The sequence below is a fragment of the Streptomyces sp. NBC_00310 genome (assembly GCF_036208085.1).
Lineage (GTDB): Bacteria > Actinomycetota > Actinomycetes > Streptomycetales > Streptomycetaceae > Streptomyces.
In genome coordinates, this window is sequence record NZ_CP130714.1 from 5,598,726 (window position 1) to 5,616,686 (window position 17,961).

The 17,961-nt window shown below is 67.8% G+C and carries 11 protein-coding genes; 8 read left to right on the forward strand and 3 right to left on the reverse strand.

Annotated elements, in window-relative coordinates:
• Positions 1-25: 25 nt before the first annotated feature.
• Both OG202_RS24590 and OG202_RS24595 read right to left on the reverse strand, forming a co-directional pair.
• Positions 26-1,525, reverse strand: a complete 1,500-nt coding sequence (locus OG202_RS24590; RefSeq protein WP_327728801.1) for a glycosyltransferase family 87 protein — start codon at positions 1,523-1,525, stop codon at positions 26-28.
• 197 nt (positions 1,526-1,722) lie between these two features.
• Complete coding sequence (locus OG202_RS24595; RefSeq protein WP_327728800.1) at positions 1,723-4,386, reverse strand: transglycosylase domain-containing protein; 2,664 nt, start codon at positions 4,384-4,386, stop codon at positions 1,723-1,725.
• Between the two features lie 373 nt (positions 4,387-4,759).
• On the opposite strand from OG202_RS24595, the gene OG202_RS24600 reads away from it, so the two are divergent.
• The 3 genes from OG202_RS24600 to OG202_RS24610 all read left to right on the forward strand — a co-directional run bounded on the left by OG202_RS24600 (position 4,760) and on the right by OG202_RS24610 (position 7,938).
• Positions 4,760-5,443 (forward strand): PadR family transcriptional regulator, encoded by a 684-nt coding sequence (locus OG202_RS24600; protein WP_327728799.1) that lies wholly within the window; start codon positions 4,760-4,762, stop codon positions 5,441-5,443.
• A gap of 44 nt (positions 5,444-5,487) precedes the next feature.
• Positions 5,488-6,570, forward strand: coding sequence for an inositol-3-phosphate synthase (locus OG202_RS24605; RefSeq protein WP_326580753.1), 1,083 nt, complete (start codon positions 5,488-5,490; stop codon positions 6,568-6,570).
• Positions 6,571-6,648: 78 nt separating this feature from the next.
• Positions 6,649-7,938, forward strand: a complete 1,290-nt coding sequence (locus OG202_RS24610; RefSeq protein ID WP_327728798.1) for an MFS transporter — start codon at positions 6,649-6,651, stop codon at positions 7,936-7,938.
• Between the two features lie 146 nt (positions 7,939-8,084).
• On the opposite strand, the gene OG202_RS24615 is transcribed toward OG202_RS24610, so the two are convergent.
• Entirely contained in the window at positions 8,085-9,533 is a 1,449-nt protein-coding gene (locus OG202_RS24615) for a CCA tRNA nucleotidyltransferase (protein WP_327728797.1), read from the reverse strand.
• Positions 9,534-9,769: 236 nt separating this feature from the next.
• Here OG202_RS24615 and OG202_RS24620 point away from each other — a divergent pair, with 236 nt between their 5' ends.
• The 5 genes from OG202_RS24620 (at position 9,770) to OG202_RS24640 (ending at position 17,916) form a co-directional block, all read left to right on the forward strand.
• Positions 9,770-12,178, forward strand: coding sequence for a DUF6049 family protein (locus tag OG202_RS24620; protein ID WP_326580747.1), 2,409 nt, complete (start codon positions 9,770-9,772; stop codon positions 12,176-12,178).
• Positions 12,179-12,225: 47 nt separating this feature from the next.
• Positions 12,226-14,439 (forward strand): murein biosynthesis integral membrane protein MurJ, encoded by a 2,214-nt coding sequence (murJ, locus tag OG202_RS24625; protein WP_327728796.1) that lies wholly within the window; start codon positions 12,226-12,228, stop codon positions 14,437-14,439.
• A 118-nt stretch (positions 14,440-14,557) separates the two neighbouring features.
• Entirely contained in the window at positions 14,558-16,285 is a 1,728-nt protein-coding gene (locus tag OG202_RS24630; protein ID WP_327728795.1) for a protein kinase family protein, read from the forward strand.
• Between the two features lie 24 nt (positions 16,286-16,309).
• The gene (gene sigM / locus OG202_RS24635; RefSeq protein ID WP_326580741.1) at positions 16,310-17,023 is read left to right on the forward strand and encodes an RNA polymerase sigma factor SigM; all 714 of its coding nucleotides are present in this window, start codon (positions 16,310-16,312) and stop codon (positions 17,021-17,023) included.
• On the forward strand, positions 17,020-17,916 hold the full coding sequence (locus tag OG202_RS24640) for an anti-sigma factor family protein (RefSeq protein WP_327728794.1): 897 nt from the start codon (positions 17,020-17,022) through the stop codon (positions 17,914-17,916). The genes sigM and OG202_RS24640 overlap by 4 nt, the downstream gene beginning before the upstream one ends.
• Positions 17,917-17,961: the final 45 nt, after the last annotated feature.

Sequence of the window (17,961 nt, forward strand, 5' to 3'; positions counted from 1 at the left end):
GTTGCGCCTCCCGCACCATGTTCGCTCAGAGCGAACCGTCTCCCGGGCCCCGGCTGCCCCACTCCACCTGAGGTCCATCGAAGTGCATCGCGTGCCGCGGGGGATGGGCCGCCGCACCGTACACATGAACGTCCTCCGCGCCGTCGAGCACTCCGCCGGAGGGATCGTCGTCACCGGCCCGGCGCACCATGTCCCGCTCGGGCATGAAGATGTCCCGCACGACGACGACGCACAGGTAGAGCGTCCCCAGCAGGTGCGCCATGATGGCGAGTTGGTAGCCCTCGGCGGGCAGGCCCTTGTGGGCGTCCCCGCTGGTCGTGTACGCGAGGTACATCCAGATCCCCAGGAAGTACGCCACCTCGCAGGCCTGCCAGATCAGGAAGTCACGCCAGCGGGGCCGGGCCAGCGCGGCCAGGGGAACCAGCCAGAGCACGTACTGCGGCGAGTAGACCTTGTTGGTGAGGATGAAGGCCGCGACGATCAGGAAGACGAGTTGCGCGAAGCGCGGGCGACGCGGGGCGGTGAGCGTGAGTGCGGCGATGCCGGCGCAGACGAGCACCATCGAGACCATCGCATACGCGTTCGCCGTCTCGGCGGTGATCTGGATGTTCACCCGTTGCGAGATGACGAGGAAGAAGGAGCCGAAGTCGACGCCGCGTTCCTGGCTGAAGCGGTAGAACTTCGCCCATCCGTCGGGCGCCAGGAGCATCACCGGGATGTTCACCGCGAGCCAGGCCCCGACGGCGCCGAGCAGCGCGGTCATGTACGCGCGCCATTTACCTGCCCGCCAACACAGCACGAAGAGCGGCCCGAGCACCAGGAACGGGTAGAACTTGGCGGCCGTGGCGAGCCCGATCAGCACACCGAAGGCGAGAGGGCGCCGACGCGACCACATCAGCATCGCGGCGGCCAGCAGAGCCACGGCGAGGAGGTCCCAGTTGATGGTGGCGGTCAGCGCGAAAGCGGGCGCCAAGGCCACCAGAAGGCCGTCCCAGGGGCGCCGGCGGTGAATGCGCGCGCAGCAGACGGCGATGACCGCCGCGCACACCATCAGCATCCCGGCGTTGACCATCCAGTACCACTGCTCTTGTTCCTGGATGGTCCCGCTGCCCGGGGTGAGCCAGGCGGCGACCTCCATGAACACACCGGTCAGCACCGGATACTCGAGGTACTCCATATCGCCGGGGATCTTGTCGAAGTACGGCACGAGTCCGTCGGCGAAACCGCGCCCCTGATAGAGGTGCGGGATGTCCGAGTAGCACGCGTGCGTGTACTGGGAGCTAGCCCCGAAGAACCAGGCGCCGTCGTAGCAGGGCAGCTTCTGCACCATGCCCAGCGCGAACATGCCGATCGCCACGAGCGCGACAACCCGCACCGGCGTCCACCAGGACGTGCCGAGCAGCGCACGCCGCCCGATCGGGCCGCCGATCAGCTCACTGCCGGTCGAAGCGACCTCGTCCTCCCTGGTCGGCCGCACAGGCTCCGGCTCGTCCATGCTCACTCGCGTCGTCTCTGCACTGGGCATGCCGCACATCCTGCCGTACGTCTCCAGGAATACGCCGAGGACCACCGCATCCCGTCGTGTGCGACCCGCCCATGTTTCACGTGAAACACATCTCAACCGCTTGGTCCGAATCTCTCGGCGGACAGGGCAAGGGCCACCGCACCTGATCGGTGCGGTGGCCCTTGTTTCACGTGAAACACGTTCTGCCGGGCGGGAAATTACCCGGTGGAGCCCCCGAAGAGACCACCGTTCTGGTTGCCTCTCGTATCGTCCACCGACTCCGTCGGTGTCGCGGTCACCCCACCGTCGGTGCCACCTGTGTCTGTCCCGCCCGTGTCCGTACCGCCCGTGTCCTCACAGGTGGGGTTGAACGGGTTCTTACAGGTCTCGCTGGGCGTCGGTGAGGGCAGGATCTCACTCTCGGACGGAGTCGGGCTCGGCTCGGGGCTCTCCTCCTCGGACTCGGTCACCGTCGGGGTCGGCGTCGGGTCCGGGTCGTCGTTGACGATCACACCGATCGGCTGGGGCTCCGGGAAGTCCTCCGCCGGCTCACCCTTGAGAGCGTCCTCCATGTAGTCGTGCCAGATCTCGGCCGGGAACGAGGCACCGTGAATCGTCTCCTGGCCACCCGTGCCGTACATCTCCAAGAACGTGCGGTTCTTGTTCGACTCGTTGTCGTCCATGCGGTACATGCTGATCGCGGTCGACAACTGCGGGGTGTACCCGACGAACCAGGCCGACTTGTTGCCGTCGGTGGTACCGGTCTTGCCCGCCACCTCACGACCGGTCAGCTGGGCCGACGTACCGGTTCCCTCGTCGACGACGGTCTTGAGGACGTCGGTGACGTTGTCGGCGACCTCGGACGTGAAGGCCCGCTTGACCTCGGCGATGCCGTCGTGGTCGAACACGGTCAGACCCTCATGCTCGACCGTCTTGACCGAGAACGGGTCGTTCTGCTTGCCGCTGGCTGCGAAGGTCGCGTACGAACCCGCCATACGGATCGCGCTGGGATCGGAGATGCCGATCGAGAAGGACGGGTAGCTGGTACCGGTGAGGCTTCCCTTCTTAAGGCCCGCCTCCACGGCCGCTTCCTTCACCCGGCTCAGACCGATGTCCATGCCCAGCTGCACGAAGGCGGAGTTCGCCGAGACCCGCATCGCCTCGCGGAGGTCGATCTGGTACTTCGGCGGGCTGCCGTACGACGCGTCGTCGTCGTTGGCCTGCAGCCACTCCTTGCCTTCTTCGTTGGTCCAGATCTCGCCGTCGTAATCCCTGATCTTGAGGTTGTTCTTGCCGCTGTAGAGGCTCTTCGGCGAGACGATGGTGCGCTCGTCCTGAGCCTGCTCGGGGTCGAGAGCGGGGTCACGCTTGCCCCAGGTCATGGCTGCCGCCAGGACGAAGGGCTTGAACGTCGAACCGACCTGCGCGCCGGTGACGTCGGCATTGTTGGTGAAGTGCTTGGTGGCGTCCTCACCGCCGTAGATCGCCTCGATGGCCCCCGACTTCGGACTCACCGACGCTCCACCGAACTGAACATGGGTATCGGTCTTCGGACGCAGGTCCGGCTTGATGTTCTCCTTGCGGACCTTGTTCACGGCCTTCTCGAGCTCCTTGACCTTGCTCTTGTCGAAGGTCGTGTGGATCTCGTAGCCGCCCTGATCGAGCTGCTTCTGCGTGATGTCGGTGTTGTTGAGGATGTAGCCCTTGGCCGTGTCGACGAGGTAGCCGATCTGGCCGCCCAGCTGCGCGTTGGAGCGAGGCGACTGGATCTTGGGGAAATCGGGGTACTTGGCACGCTCGGATGCCGACAGATGCTTGTCCTTGACCATCTCGCCGAGGATCCAGCGCCAGCGTTCCGTGGCCCGCTTGGTGTTCGCCTGTGCCGAGGCCGCCGGGTCGATCGACGTCGCTCCGGCCGGGTCGTAGTACGTCGCGCCCTTGAGGACCGCGGCGAGGAAGGCGCACTGGCTCGCGTCGAGCTTCTCCGCGTCCTCGCCGAAGTAGGTGCGGGCGGCTGCCTGAAGGCCGTAGGCACCGCGGCCGAAGTAGGCCGTGTTCAGGTAGCCGCGCATGATCTCGTCCTTGTCGACGGAGGCGCCCACCTTCACCGAGATGAAGAGTTCCTTCACCTTCCGGGACAGCGTCTGCGACTGGTCGTCGAGCATGGCGTTCTTCACGTACTGCTGGGTGATGGTCGAACCACCCTGCGTCTGACCACCCTTGGCCATGTTGACGACGGCACGGGCGATACCCATCGGGTCGACGCCGCTGTCGGTCTCGAACGTCTTGTTCTCCGCCGACATGACGGCGTAGCGCATCTCCTTGGGGATCTTCTCGTACGCGATGATCTGGCGGTTGACCTCACCACCCGTCGCGACCATCTGTGTGCCGTCGGACCAGTAGTAGACGTTGTTCTGCGCCGTCGCGGCCTCGGCCGGGTTCGGTACGGCCACGACCGCGTATCCGATGCCGGCCGCTGCCACCAGGCATCCGAAGAACCCGATGAACAGCCCTGTCACCTGGCGCCACGAGGGCACCCAGCGCATCGCCCCGTACTTACCGGCGCGCGGATAGTCGATAAAACGCTTCTTGCCGGGCGGATCGGGGCGCCCACGGCCACGACCGGGCCCACGCCCCGCGGGTTCGGCAACCCTACGTCGGCCGCCGCCCGGACCTGCGCCGGTGCTTCTCTGCGCCGCCCGTCGAGACGCGGCGCGGCCCTCGTACTGGGTCTCCTCACCTCCCGAGCCATAGGTCTCGGAAAGTGACCCGGTGGCGCCCCGCGGTGCCGCGCGGCGGCCGGAGGATGCCGACTGGCCGCGTCGGGCCGCGGCACGTCCGCCTCCCTGCGGCTGCGGCGGTTTGCGACGGTGCTCGCTCATCGAACGACTACTCCTCGGGCAGGCGCACCCGTGCGCGCCTGGAAACGGCGGCTGGTTTCCGGTCCCCCCGAAGTACGGATGCGGTCGTGTTGGCATTCATCCGTACCGCACCCAGGACGACGACGTGATCAAACGTCACGCGTTTCCCAGTGGTGTGCATGCCGCACAGACTACGCACCGTCAAAACCCACGGAGCACCGAACTTCACCCCAAAACAGGCAACTTGCTTCCTACTAATCGGTGATGTGACCCCGTTCACCGGATCCCCACTTGTCGCATCCGTAGGGGCGTTCTATGGTCTGGATGTATCGAGTCGATACATCAGCTCGGCATAAAACGTGTCGGCAGGGTCAGCGGGAGAGGGGAGGCGACGATGAGCCGGCGCTCCGGGATACTCGAGTTCGCCGTCCTCGGCCTGCTCCGCGAAGCCCCGATGCACGGCTATGAGCTGCGCAAACGACTCAACACGTCGTTGGGTGTGTTCCGTGCGTTCAGCTACGGGACGCTCTATCCCTGCCTAAAGACGCTGGTCGCCAACGGCTGGTTGATCGAGGAGTCGGGTGGGAGTACCCCGGAGGATGCTGCCGCCGCCCCGCTCACGGGTCGCCGCGCCAAGATCGTCTACCGGTTGACGGCGGAAGGTAAGGAGCACTTCGAGGAACTGCTCTCGCAGACGGGTCCCGACGCCTACGAGGACGAGCACTTCGCCGCTCGCTTCGCATTCTTCGGGCAGACCTCCCGTGATGTGCGCATGCGCGTCCTGGAGGGCCGTCGCAGCCGTTTGGAGGAACGGCTGGAGAAGATGCGCGCCTCTCTGGCGCGCACCCGCGAGCGCCTCGACGACTACACGCTCGAGCTCCAGCGCCACGGGATGGAGTCCGTGGAGCGCGAAGTGCGCTGGCTGAACGAGCTCATCGAGAGCGAGCGGGCCGGCCGGGACCTGAAGGGTCCCAGCCAGGGAGAACCCGCTCGCGACACCACAGAGGGAGCGCCGGGCGCCCTGCCCCGGCCCGGGGACACCCCCGGTCCGGATGCGCCCGGCGACACCACCACGTGAGGTCCCTGCCAGGACCTCACTCGTACACACAGGGAGCAACCGGAATGGGTTCGGTTCGCGTAGCCGTCGTCGGTGTGGGCAACTGCGCCGCGTCGCTGGTGCAGGGAGTCGAGTACTACAAGGACGCCGACCCGGCGTCCAGGGTCCCCGGCCTCATGCACGTGCAGTTCGGTGAGTATCACGTCCGTGACGTGGAGTTCGTCGCCGCCTTCGATGTCGACGCCAAGAAGGTCGGTCTCGATCTCGCGGACGCCATCGGCGCCTCCGAGAACAACACGATCAAGATCTGTGACGTGCCGAGCACCGGCGTGACCGTGCAGCGCGGCCACACTCTGGACGGCCTCGGCAAGTACTACCGGGAGACCATCGAGGAGTCCGCCGAGGCCCCGGTCGACGTGGTCCAGGTCCTCAAGGACAAGCAGGTCGACGTCCTCGTCTGCTACCTGCCCGTCGGTTCCGAGGACGCGGCGAAGTTCTACGCCCAGTGCGCCATCGACGCCAAGGTCGGCTTCGTCAACGCCCTTCCGGTCTTCATCGCCGGCACCAAGGAGTGGGCGGACAAGTTCACCGAGGCGGGTGTGCCGATCGTCGGTGACGACATCAAGTCGCAGGTCGGTGCCACCATCACGCACCGCGTCATGGCGAAGCTGTTCGAGGACCGGGGCGTCGTCCTGGACCGCACCATGCAGCTGAACGTCGGCGGCAACATGGACTTCAAGAACATGCTCGAGCGTGATCGCCTGGAGTCCAAGAAGATCTCCAAGACGCAGGCCGTCACCTCCCAGATCCGGGACCGCGAGCTCGGCGCCGACAACGTCCACATCGGCCCGTCCGACTACGTGGCCTGGCTCGACGACCGCAAGTGGGCGTACGTCCGCCTTGAGGGTCGCGCCTTCGGTGACGTCCCGCTGAACCTGGAGTACAAGCTCGAGGTCTGGGACTCCCCGAATTCCGCCGGCGTCATCATCGACGCCCTGCGCGCCGCGAAGATCGCCAAGGACCGCGGCATCGGCGGCCCGATCCTGTCGGCGTCGTCGTACTTCATGAAGTCCCCGCCGGTGCAGTACTTCGACGACGAGGCCCGCGAGAATGTCGAGAAGTTCATCAAGGGCGAGGTCGAGCGCTGACCAGGCGTTCGTAGTGGGCTGTTGAGGGTCTCCGGGTCATGCGCCCGGGGGCCCTCCCCGTATGTGAGGCTGTGGCCCATGTCCGTCGTGCGCGACCTGCGCATCCTGCTCCGCTTCCGGGACTTCCGGCAGCTGCTGGCCGTACGACTGCTGTCCCAGGGAGCCGACGGCGTCTACCAGGTCGCGCTCGCCACCTACGTCGTGTTCTCGCCCGAGAAGCAGACGTCGGCGGCCGCGATCGCCTCCGCGATGGCGGTCCTGCTTCTTCCGTACTCCCTCGTCGGCCCCTTCGCGGGCGTCCTGCTGGACCGCTGGCGGCGCCGCCAGGTCCTGCTGTACGGAAACGTGCTGCGCGTCCTGCTGGCATCGGTGACAGCCGTCCTCATCCTGAGCCATGTGCCCGACTGGCTCTTCTATGTCTCCGCGCTCTGCGTCACGGCGGTCAACCGCTTCGTCCTGGCGGGACTCTCCGCCGCGCTGCCCCGTGTGGTGGACGCCGACCGTCTCGTGGTCGCCAACTCGCTCTCGCCGACAGCCGGAACGCTCGCCGCGACCGCCGGTGGCGGACTCGCCTTCGTCGTACGGCTGGTGGCCTCGGACTCCGACGCCGCGGTGGTCCTCCTCGGCTCGGCCCTCTACCTCTGCGCGGCCCTGGCCTCACTGCGCATGGCCCGGGAACTGCTCGGCCCGGACCCCGAGCTGGTGCAACCGCGCCTGGGTGCGGCGCTCGCCGGGACCGCACGGGGTCTGGCAGCGGGCGTGCGACATCTCGCCGAGCCTGGACGACGGGCGGCCGCCTGGGCACTGATCTCGATGACACTCATGCGGTTCTGCTACGGCGCGCTGACGGTCATGGTGCTCATGCTCTGCCGGTACGCCTGGTCGTCCACCGGCTCCGGGGCGTCCGACCCGGAAGAGGGGCTGGCCCTCCTCGGTCTCGCCGTGGGGATATCGGGAGCGGGATTCTTCACCGCGGCGGTGATGACGCCCTGGGCAGCCGGGCGGTTGGGTCCCGGCCTCTGGATCGTCACCTGCTCCGCGGCCGCCGCCGTGCTGGAACCGGCCCTCGGCCTGCCCTTCACGCAGGGGCCCATATTGATCGCGGCCTTCGTCCTGGGTCTGGTGACACAGGGGGCGAAGATCTCGACGGACACGATCGTCCAGTCCTCTGTCGAGGACGGCTACCGGGGCCGGATCTTCTCCCTCTACGACGTCCTGTTCAACGTCGCCTTCGTCGGCGCCGCCGCCATGGCCGCCCTGATGCTCCCCCCGGACGGCCGCTCAGTCGCTCTGGTGCTCACTGTGGCCGTGATCTACGGAGTGATCGCTACGGTCATGGCCCGTTTCGGGGTAGCGAGACAGCGCTGACGCCGGAGCGTCGATGTTTCACGTGAAACATCGACGCTCCGGCGTCCATGACGCCCGAGTCGACTGCGCGACATAGCAGTGCGGTGCGATGTTTCACGTGAAACATCGCACCGCGCTGTCCTCCGAAGGCGACGGAATACCTCTCGTCACGAAACCTGCGATGCCTGAGCCCACCACTCCTTGAGTGCTGTCACCGCCTCGCCGTGTTCCATCGGCCCGTTCTCCAGCCGCAGCTCCAGCAGGAACTTGTATGCCTGCCCGATCACCGGGCCGGGCCCGACGCCCAGGATCTCCATGATCTGGTTGCCGTCGAGGTCCGGGCGGATGGAGTCCAGTTCCTCCTGCTCCTGAAGCTGGGCGATGCGCTCTTCCAAGCCGTCGTACGCGCGGGACAGAGCGTTCGCCTTGCGCTTGTTCCGTGTGGTGCAGTCGGAGCGGGTCAGCTTGTGGAGCCGATCGAGGAGCGGGCCGGCGTCTCGCACGTAGCGGCGGACGGCGGAGTCCGTCCACTCACCGGTGCCGTACCCGTGGAAGCGCAGATGGAGTTCGACCAGGCGCGAGACATCCTTGACGAGTTCGTTGGAGTACTTGAGGGCCGCCATGCGCTTCTTGGTCATCTTGGCGCCCACCACCTCGTGGTGGTGGAAGGAGACCCGGCCGTCCTTCTCGAATCGACGAGTGCGGGGCTTGCCGATGTCGTGCAGCAGCGCGGCGAGCCGCAGCGTGAGGTCCGGTCCGCTCTCCTCGAGCGCGATCGCCTGCTCCAGGACGATCAGCGTGTGGTCGTAGACGTCCTTGTGGCGATGGTGCTCGTCTCGTTCCAGCCGCAGCGCCGGCAGCTCGGGCAGGACGTGCTCGGCCAGCCCGGTGTCGACCAGCAGGCTCAGGCCCTCCCGGGGGTGGGCGGACAGAATCAGCTTGTTCAGCTCGTCCCGTACCCGCTCCGCCGAGACGATCTCGAGACGGCCGGCCATGTCGCTCATCGCCGAGACGACCTCAGGGGCCACCTCGAAGTCCAGCTGAGCGGCGAAACGCGCGGCCCGCATCATCCGCAGCGGGTCGTCGGAGAAGGACTCCTCAGGGGTGCCGGGAGTCCGCAGTACGCGCGCCGAGAGGTCCTCGAGCCCGCCATGGGGGTCGATGAACTCTTTCTCAGGGAGGGCCACCGCCATCGCGTTCACAGTGAAGTCACGGCGTACGAGATCTTCCTCGATCGAGTCACCGTACGACACCTCGGGCTTGCGCGAGGTCCGGTCATACGCCTCGGAGCGGTAGGTCGTGACCTCGATCTGGTAGCCGTCCTTCTGCGCCCCCACCGTGCCGAAGGCGATCCCGACCTCCCAGACGGCATCCGCCCAAGGACGCACGATCTTCAGCACGTTCTCAGGGTGGGCGTCCGTCGTGAAATCCAGGTCGTTGCCGAGCCGGCCGAGCAGCGCGTCCCTGACCGAACCACCGACCAGGGCGAGCGAGAACCCGGCCTCCTGGAAACGGCGGGCGAGGTCGTCGGCGACAGGCGACACCCGCAGCAGTTCACTCACCGCGCGGCGCTGCACCTGGCTCAGGGCACTGATGTCTTCGTTGGCGTTCGGCACAACAGAAAAGGGTACGTGGCGCCGGTGGCAGCAGTCGCCTCCATTGAACGTGCACAACGGCTTCGCGCAGGTGACCCCATCACCGACCCCTTTGATACGTGCACATACGGGGACAGCACGGCCTCCTCCCCCGATCTTGTGGAGCGGACCGCGGCACTTCCCCTCAGCGCACATCGTTACCATGCGTGGACGCACATTCCGACGACCACTGACGACGACGAGGGACGGGCGAGCGCGTGGCCGAGGCGGCAGACTTCCAGGGGACGAGTCCCTCACCTGCCCGCCGGTGGCTGCTGCGCACCGGGGCACTGTTCGCCGGGGCGCCCCTGCTGGCCGGTCTGTTCCAGTTGCCCGCGGCCCCGGACGCGCAGGCGGCGCCGAAGGGTTCCTTGGTCAAGGCCACGGGGTCGAAAACCGTCGAGGTCTCCCTGGACTCGCTCACCCCCAGCGTGCCCACCGACGGAGACACGGTCACCGTCTCCGGCACGGTCACGAACAAGGGCAAGCAGACGGTCACGGACGCCCATGTGGGCCTGCGCGTGGCCTCGGCGACCGTGACGGGCCGCTCGGCCATCGACGACGCGGCCAAGCGCACCGGCTTCGACCAGTACACCGACGGGAGGGAGGTCGGCGGGAAGTACGTGGAGAAGTTCTCCACGCTCGCCTCCGGCGTGGCTCAGCCCTTCACCATCTCGGTGCCCGTCAAGGAGCTGGACCTCGGCTCGGACGGTGTCTATCAGCTGGGTGTCACGCTCTCGGGCAAGACCTCCGCCGCCCAGTACGACCAGGTGCTCGGCATCCAGCGCACGTTCCTGCCCTGGCAGCCCGACGAGGCGGGCGCCAAGACGAAGACGACGTACCTCTGGCCGCTGATCTCCACCACTCACCTGACGGCCGAGACCGGTCCCGGCGAGCAGCAGACGCCCGTCTTCCTCAACGACGACCTGGCCAAGGAGATCTCCGCGGGCGGACGCCTGGAGCAGATGCTGACGCTGGGCAAGGATCTGGACATCACCTGGGTGATCGATCCGGACCTGCTGGCGTCGGTCGTCGCGATGACGGAGGGCTACCGGGTCCGCAGCGGGGGCACCACCGTCACGGGCAAGAACCAGGCCGTCGCCAAGGAGTGGCTGGCGGAACTGGAGACGGCGGTCCAGGGCGAGGAAGTGATCGCTCTCCCCTTCGCCGACCCCGACCTCGCGTCGCTGGCCCACAACGGCAAGACGATCACCGGCTCCCTCAGCCGGCTGAAGGACGCCACCGATGTGGCCTCGGACACCGTCGAGAACATCCTCCGGGTGGTACCGGAGACGGACTTCGCCTGGCCCGTGAACGGCGCCGTCGACCCGTCGATCGTCAAGGTCGCCATCTCCGCGGGCGCCGACAAGGTGATCGCCCGCAGCGACAGCCTGCAGGAGAGCAGCAGCCTGTCCTACACGCCCAACGCGGCCCGGCCCATCGGCGGCGGCACCACGGCCGTGGTCGCGGACGCCCGGCTGTCGACCGCCTTCCAGGGCGATATGACGAAGGCCGAGAGCTCCACGCTGGCGGTGCAGAGGTTCCTCGCGCAGAGCCTGGTGACGGACCTCCAGAACAACAAGCAGCGCAGCATCGTGATCGCCCCGCAGCGCATGCCGACGGCGAGCCAGGCGCAGACGATGGCGCAGGCTCTGACGGCGCTCCAGGGCGGCAACTGGTCACAGCCCCAGGAGCTGTCGGCTGCCGCCGCCGCGAAGCCCGACCCGAGCGCCAGCACCAGGATCCCGTCGGCCTCGGCATACCCCTCTCCGCTGCGGAAGCGGGCGCTGCCCAAGTCGGCGTTCGAAGAGATCCGGGCCACGCAGGCCGACCTCGACCGCTTCAAGGTGATCCTCTCCGACCAGTCCCGCGTGGTCACGCCGTTCGGCAGGACCATGGACCGGGAGATGTCCACCTCCTGGCGGGACCACTCCGTCGAGGCGGCGGTCTACCGCAACGACGTCCAGTCGTACCTCAACTCGCTCACCGACCAGGTCCGGCTGATCGAAAAGTCCGAGACGAAGCTCTCGGGCCGCAGCGCGACGATCCCCGTGACCGTGCAGAACAACCTCGTGCAGGGCGTGGACAACCTGACACTGCGCCTCACGTCGAAGGCCCCGAAGCGTCTGAAGATCGGTGACGACGACTTCGACGAGCAGTCCGTCGACATCTCCGGCGGGCACAGCGAGTCGGTGAAGTTCACCACCAACGCCGAGGCCAACGGGCCGGTCACCGTCGTCGCCCAGCTCTACACGGCGGACGGCGAGAAGTATGGTGACGAGGTCAGATTCACGGTGAACGTCACCGAGATCACGCCCACGGTGATGCTGGTCATCGCCGGTGGCGTCCTGCTCCTCGTCCTCGCCGGATTCCGGATGTACACGCAACGCAAGCGCGCCGCCGCCCGGCTGGAGGCTGAGGGTGCCTCGACGGACGACGACTCGTCGGAAGGCGTTCCGACGGACGAGGACGCGAACGCCAAGGCGGCCTCAGTCGTACACACTGCCGAGGAGGAGTCTCCGGTGAAGGCCGGGGCAGACGCGCCGGAGCACCCGAGTGACCCGGCACCGGACACCGCTCCGGAAAGCGCCGACCCGTCCGGCACGGGTGAGAGAGTGGACCGTTGAGCGATTGTCGTGGCCGGTTGGCCCGGGGACGATGAGGTGGGGTAACCATGAACGCGCCGTACGACGGTGACCGCGGCCAGGGCGCGGCCGACTCGGGGTATCCCGACGGCCCGCTGCCCGGGCCGGGCCAGGTGCCGCCGCAGCCTCCCGCGGACATGTACCTCCAGGACGCCTACGACCAGGACCCCTATCGCGCACGGGATCTCGCCGCCCAGGACCCGGTGGCTGAGGCGCTCTACGACCGCGCCGCACACCCGCCGCCGGCCCCGGGCACCTACCAGCCGCAGCAGCCGCTCTACTCCCAGCCGTCGGCACCGCAGTACGCGCCCGACCCCCGGGTCTGGGCCCAGACACCGGCACCCGAGCCCGAGGGACCGACACGGCATCTGCCGTACGGCGACGACGCCCGTACGACCCAGTTCGTCGGCGTGGACGACCTGGTGACACAGGCCGGCGAGGAGCGCCACGAGCCGGACGCGTTCGCCCACCTCTTCCGCGACCAGCAGCAGAGCGGCCACGCCCCCATGGGGCAGCCCTCCGTTCCCGGGCCGGCCCCCGCCCCGACGCCCGGTCCGGGCCGCCCGGCGTACGAGGAGCCCGCACCGGCTCCCACGCCTGCCGCGAAGAAGGGCGGGCGGGCCTCGGGCCTGTTGAAGTCGAGCGCCGTCATGGCGGCGGGCACGATGGTGTCGCGCCTGACGGGGTTCATCCGCTCGGCGATGATCGTCTCGGCGCTCGGTCTCGCCCTTCTCGGTGAGTCCTTCCAGGTCGCCTACCAGCTGCCGACGATGATCTACATCCTGACTGTCGGCGGTGGTCTCAACTCCGTCTTCGTGCCACAGCTCGTCCGTGCCATGAAGGACGACGAGGACGGCGGAGAGGCCTACGCCAACAGGCTGCTGACCCTGGTCATGGTGATCCTGGGCCTCCTCACCGCGCTCGCCATGTTCGCCGCTCCGCTACTCGTCCGCGCTCTGTCGACCCCCCTCGCCACCAACGCCGAGGCCAACGACGTCGCTGTCACCTTCACTCGGTACTTCCTGCCCTCGATCTTCTTCATGGGCATCCACGTGGTGATGGGGCAAATCCTCAACGCCCGTGGCCGCTTCGGCGCGATGATGTGGACCCCGGTCCTCAACAACATCGTCATCATCGTCACCCTCGGCGCGTTCCTCTGGGTCTACGGCAGCGCGGCTGACTCCCACATGTCGGTCGAGAACATCCCGCCGGAGGGCGAGCGGCTGCTCGGTATCGGCATCCTCCTGGGGCTCGTGGTCCAAGCCCTGGCGATGATCCCGTACCTGCGGGAGACCGGGTTCCGGATGCGGCTGCGCTTCGACTGGAAGGGCCACGGCCTCGGCAAGGCCGCGATGCTCGCCAAGTGGACGATCCTGTTCGTACTCGCCAACCAGGCGGGGGCCCTCGTCGTCACCCAGCTGGCTACCGCAGCGGTCACGGAGACGAACATCGCCGGCACAGGTTTCAGTGCCTACGCCAACGCCCAGCTCATCTGGGGCCTTCCGCAGGCCATCATCACCGTCTCTCTCATGGCCGCTCTCCTGCCGCGCATCTCGCGCTCGGCCGCCGAGGACGACACGGGCGCCGTTCGTGACGACATCTCACAGGGCCTGCGCACCACGGCGGTCGCCATCGTGCCGATCGCCTTCGGCTTCGTCGCACTCGGCATCCCGATGTGCACGTTGATCTTCGGTTCGTCCGGCACGGGCGCGGCCACCAACATGGGCTTCATGCTCATGGCCTTCGGGCTCGGCCTGATCCCGTACTCCGTGCAGTACGTCGTCCTCCGCGCCTTCTACGCGTACGAGGACACCCGGACGCCCTTCTACAACACGGTCATAGTGGCCGCCGTCAACGCGAGCGCCTCCGCCATCTGCTTCTTCGTGATCCCGGCCCGCTGGGCCGTGGTGGGCATGGCGGCCTCGTACGGTCTGGCATACATGATCGGTGTCGGCGTCGCCTGGCGGCGCCTCAAGAAGCGGCTGGGCGGGGACCTGGACGGCTCCAAGGTCATGCGGACATACGCGCGGCTGTCCATCGCCTCGCTGCCCGCGGCGCTGGTCAGCGGCGCGGCCTGCTACGGCATCAGCCGAAGCCTGGGACAGGGAGTCGGCGGCTCGATGCTCGCACTCGTCGGGGGAGGAATCGTCCTGCTCGGTGTCTTCTACGTCGCCGCGCGACGCATGCGGATCGAAGAGCTCAACTCCATGGTCGGCATGGTTCGCGGACGGCTGGGGCGCTGAGGCTGGGGTACGCGCACAACCATCGTCCGCCGACGCGTGTCGCTCATAGCGGCGGACTGTGGGCACAATTGGCTCTGGCGCCTTGGAGCGCTCAACGAATGGGGAGGCAGGAACGACGGTGGCGGAACGGAGCACGGCTGCCGTCGACGTGGCAGACAACAGCGGCGACAAGCCGCTGACCGCACAAGCGGACCAGTCCACGGCCGACGGGGAGGCCCAGAACCGGGAGCGGGACACGGAAAGCTCGGCGAGCGAAGAGGCACAGGGGAGCGGCGGTACCGAGAGCCCTTCGAAGACGACACCGCCCGAACTGCACAGCGGCCACAAACTCGCCAGGCGCTACCGCCTCGAAGAGTGCGTCACCCGTCTGGACGGTTTCAGCAGTTGGCGCGCCGTGGACGAGAAGCTGCGCCGCGCGGTCGGGGTGCATGTACTGCCCGCCGACCACGCGCGCGCTCGTTCCGTGCTGGCGGCGGCCCGCTCCTCGGCGTTGCTGGGTGATCCCCGCTTCGTCCAGGTACTGGACGCGGTCGAGGAGAACGACCTCGTGTACGTGGTGCACGAATGGCTGCCCGACGCCACGGAGCTGACGACGCTGCTGGCCTCCGGTCCGCTGGAGCCGCATGACGCGTACCAGATGGTCACGCAGCTCTCCCATGCCATGGCCGCCGCGCACCGCGAGGGCCTCTCGCATCTGCGGCTCAACCCGAGCGCGGTGCTACGTTCGGCCGCCGGGCAGTGGCGCATCCGAGGTCTCGCGGTGAACGCCGCGCTGCGCGGCATCGGCTCGGACACGCCGCAGCGCACGGACACTGAGGCGATCGGTGCGCTGCTGTACGCGGCGCTCACCCAGCGCTGGCCGTACGAGAACGACGCGCACGGCCTCTCCGGGCTCCCCAAGGGCGTCGGGCTCATCGCACCCGACCAGGTCCGTGCGGGCGTCCACCGGGGGCTGTCGGAGCTCTCCATGCGCGCGCTCGCCAACGACGGTGCCACCGCATCCCGCCACGAGTCTCCGTGCACGACGCCGGAGGAGCTGGTGAAGGCCATCGGTGAGATGCCACGGATCCGCCCGCCGGAGCCCGCGTTCACCGCGCCGCCCGACTACCAGCACACGACGTACCAACAGGGGAGCTACGGCCGTCAGGCCCCCCACGTCGGCGTCACCCAGCCACTGCAGACCCCGCCGCCCCCGCTGCAGAGCCGGACCGGCAAGGCCCTCAAGTGGGCCGTCTCGGCACTGCTGATCGCCGCACTCGGTCTCGGCAGCTGGCAGCTGGCCGACGCGCTGATGGACAGTAGGGGCCAGTCCAGCGAGCCGGACACCAGCCAGACGACGGACGGCAACGACAAGGGCACCGACAAGGCCAAGCCCGTCACGACGCTCAGCATCAAGGACGCCGCGGAGTACTTCCCGGACGGGAAGCCCCAGCACGCAGACGACGCGAAGCTGACGTACGACGCCAGCTCGTCGACGTACTGGCGGACCTACTCCTACAACGACGGCCCCACCCTGGCGCCGTTCAAAGAGGGTGTGGGCATCGTCTACGACCTGGGCTCGGTCAAGGAGGTGTCGGCGGCCTCGATAGGGCTGTACTACACCGGCGACCACACGACGGCCACGCTGTACGCGGCCGACTCCCTGTCGTCGTCGGCTCCGCTCAGCTCCATGACGAAGATCGCCACGAACAAGACAAGTGGCACGGAACTGAGGATCTCCGCCAAGAAGTCGGTGAAGACCCAGTACGTTCTCGTCTGGCTCACCGATGTGCCGAGGGCGAACGGTGACCAGTTCAGTGGAGCCGGCTACAAGCAGGCGATCACCGACGTGAAGTTCACGGGCTGAGATTTCACCGAGGGAGGGGGTCCATTGGCGCACAGCGCTGATCACAGCGGGGTGAGCGATCAGGATCTCCTGGCCCGGCATGTCGAGGGCGACCCCGACGCCTTCGGCGAACTCGTACGCCGTCACCGGGACCGGCTCTGGGCGGTGGCTCTGCGCACGCTGGGGGACCGCGAGGAGGCCGCTGACGCCGTCCAGGACGCGCTGGTGTCCGCCTACCGGGCCGCCCACACCTTCCGTGGCCAGGCGGCCGTCACGACCTGGCTGCACCGCATCACGGTGAACGCCTGCCTGGACCGTGCCCGGAAGGCGGCCTCCCGCAAGACGTCGCCCGTCGACGACACCGAGCGCCTGGAGCAGCTGCTGGAGCCGCACGAGTCGGCTTCCGCTCCCGCCGAGCGCAACGATCTGCACCGCCAGCTGCTGGAGGCTCTGGGCACCCTGCCGCGGGATCAGCGGGCGGCGCTCGTCCTGGTGGACATGCAGGGCTACCCGGTGGCGGAGGCGGCGCAGATCCTCGATGTGCCGACCGGCACGGTGAAGAGCCGCTGCGCCCGTGGCAGAGCCAGACTTCTGCCGCTCCTGACCCATCTCCGTACGGAGGGCGAGGGCGACGGCGGCAAAAAGTCGGGGACGGGAAGGAACCGGGCGCAGGGGACATCCGTCCCACCCGCAGCGGGACCACATGATGCAGGGCCAAGCGATTCAGCTGCTGTGAAGGGCGGAGGTGGGCGAGCGTGACATCGACGACCGACACGGCCGGACACCCGGAAGTCGCGGAGATCTCCGACCTCAGCGAAGGTCTGCTCCCGCCGTCCCGTACCGCGGATGTCCGTCAGCACCTGGACGAGTGCCTGCTCTGCGCCGACGTGTACGCCTCGCTGGAGGAGATCCGCGGTCTGCTCGGCACCCTGCCCGGCCCTCCCCGCATGCCCGACGACGTGGCGGGACGGATCGATGCCGCACTGGCCGCCGAAGCCCTGCTGAACGCCACGGCACCCGAGCACGAGACCGACGATGAGCCTGCCGAGGGCTCCCGCACGACGGCGAGCGAGGGCGACGCTCATGTTTCACGTGAAACATCGCCTGTGGTGGATCGCCCTGTCGGCCATCCACGCGCGTCCACCGGCCCGGGCCGCACGAGTCACAAGCGCCGAAACCGTCGCAGGACAGCCATCGGTGCCGTCTTCGCGATCGCCGCCTTGGGCTTCGGTGCCGTCCTCGTCCAATCGATCGGTGAGAGCGACAGTCCCACGAGCGCGATTCCGACATCGGCCGACACGTTCTCCGGCGTCAAGCTGGAGAAGCGGGTCGGAGATCTCCTGGGCAAGACCGAGGCCCAGAGGTCACCTCAGAAGGATCCCTTCGGAACCGCGGCGTCACCGGACAAGAGCACGAACACGTTCTTCAAGATCGATGTGCCCGTCTGCATCGCGAAGGGCATCGGCGACACCACGGGCGCGATCGCTTCCGAGCCGGGTACCTACCGGGGAGCCGACGCGTATCTCGTGCTGCTTCCCCATCGTTCCGACGACTCCCGCGTCACCGCATACATCGTCGATGCCTCCTGCTTGGACAAGGGTTCGGAACCCGCCGGCGACGTTCTCGTGAAGCGGTCGTACTCTCGCCCCTGAGGACTGTCTCCCGCGCTGTGCCACCCCTGGCATCCCTGTGCGGTG

Bases quoted from the DNA above. Each gene is read 5' to 3' on its own strand.
- OG202_RS24590 (WP_327728801.1), bottom strand. From the start codon at position 1,525: ATGCCCAGTGCAGAGACGACGCGAGTGAGCATGGACGAGCCGGAGCCT.
- OG202_RS24600 (WP_327728799.1), top strand. From the start codon at position 4,760: ATGAGCCGGCGCTCCGGGATACTCGAGTTCGCCGTCCTCGGCCTGCTC.
- murJ (WP_327728796.1), top strand. From the start codon at position 12,226: ATGAACGCGCCGTACGACGGTGACCGCGGCCAGGGCGCGGCCGACTCG.
- OG202_RS24610 (WP_327728798.1), top strand. From the start codon at position 6,649: ATGTCCGTCGTGCGCGACCTGCGCATCCTGCTCCGCTTCCGGGACTTC.
- OG202_RS24595 (WP_327728800.1), bottom strand. From the start codon at position 4,386: ATGAGCGAGCACCGTCGCAAACCGCCGCAGCCGCAGGGAGGCGGACGT.
- OG202_RS24605 (WP_326580753.1), top strand. From the start codon at position 5,488: ATGGGTTCGGTTCGCGTAGCCGTCGTCGGTGTGGGCAACTGCGCCGCG.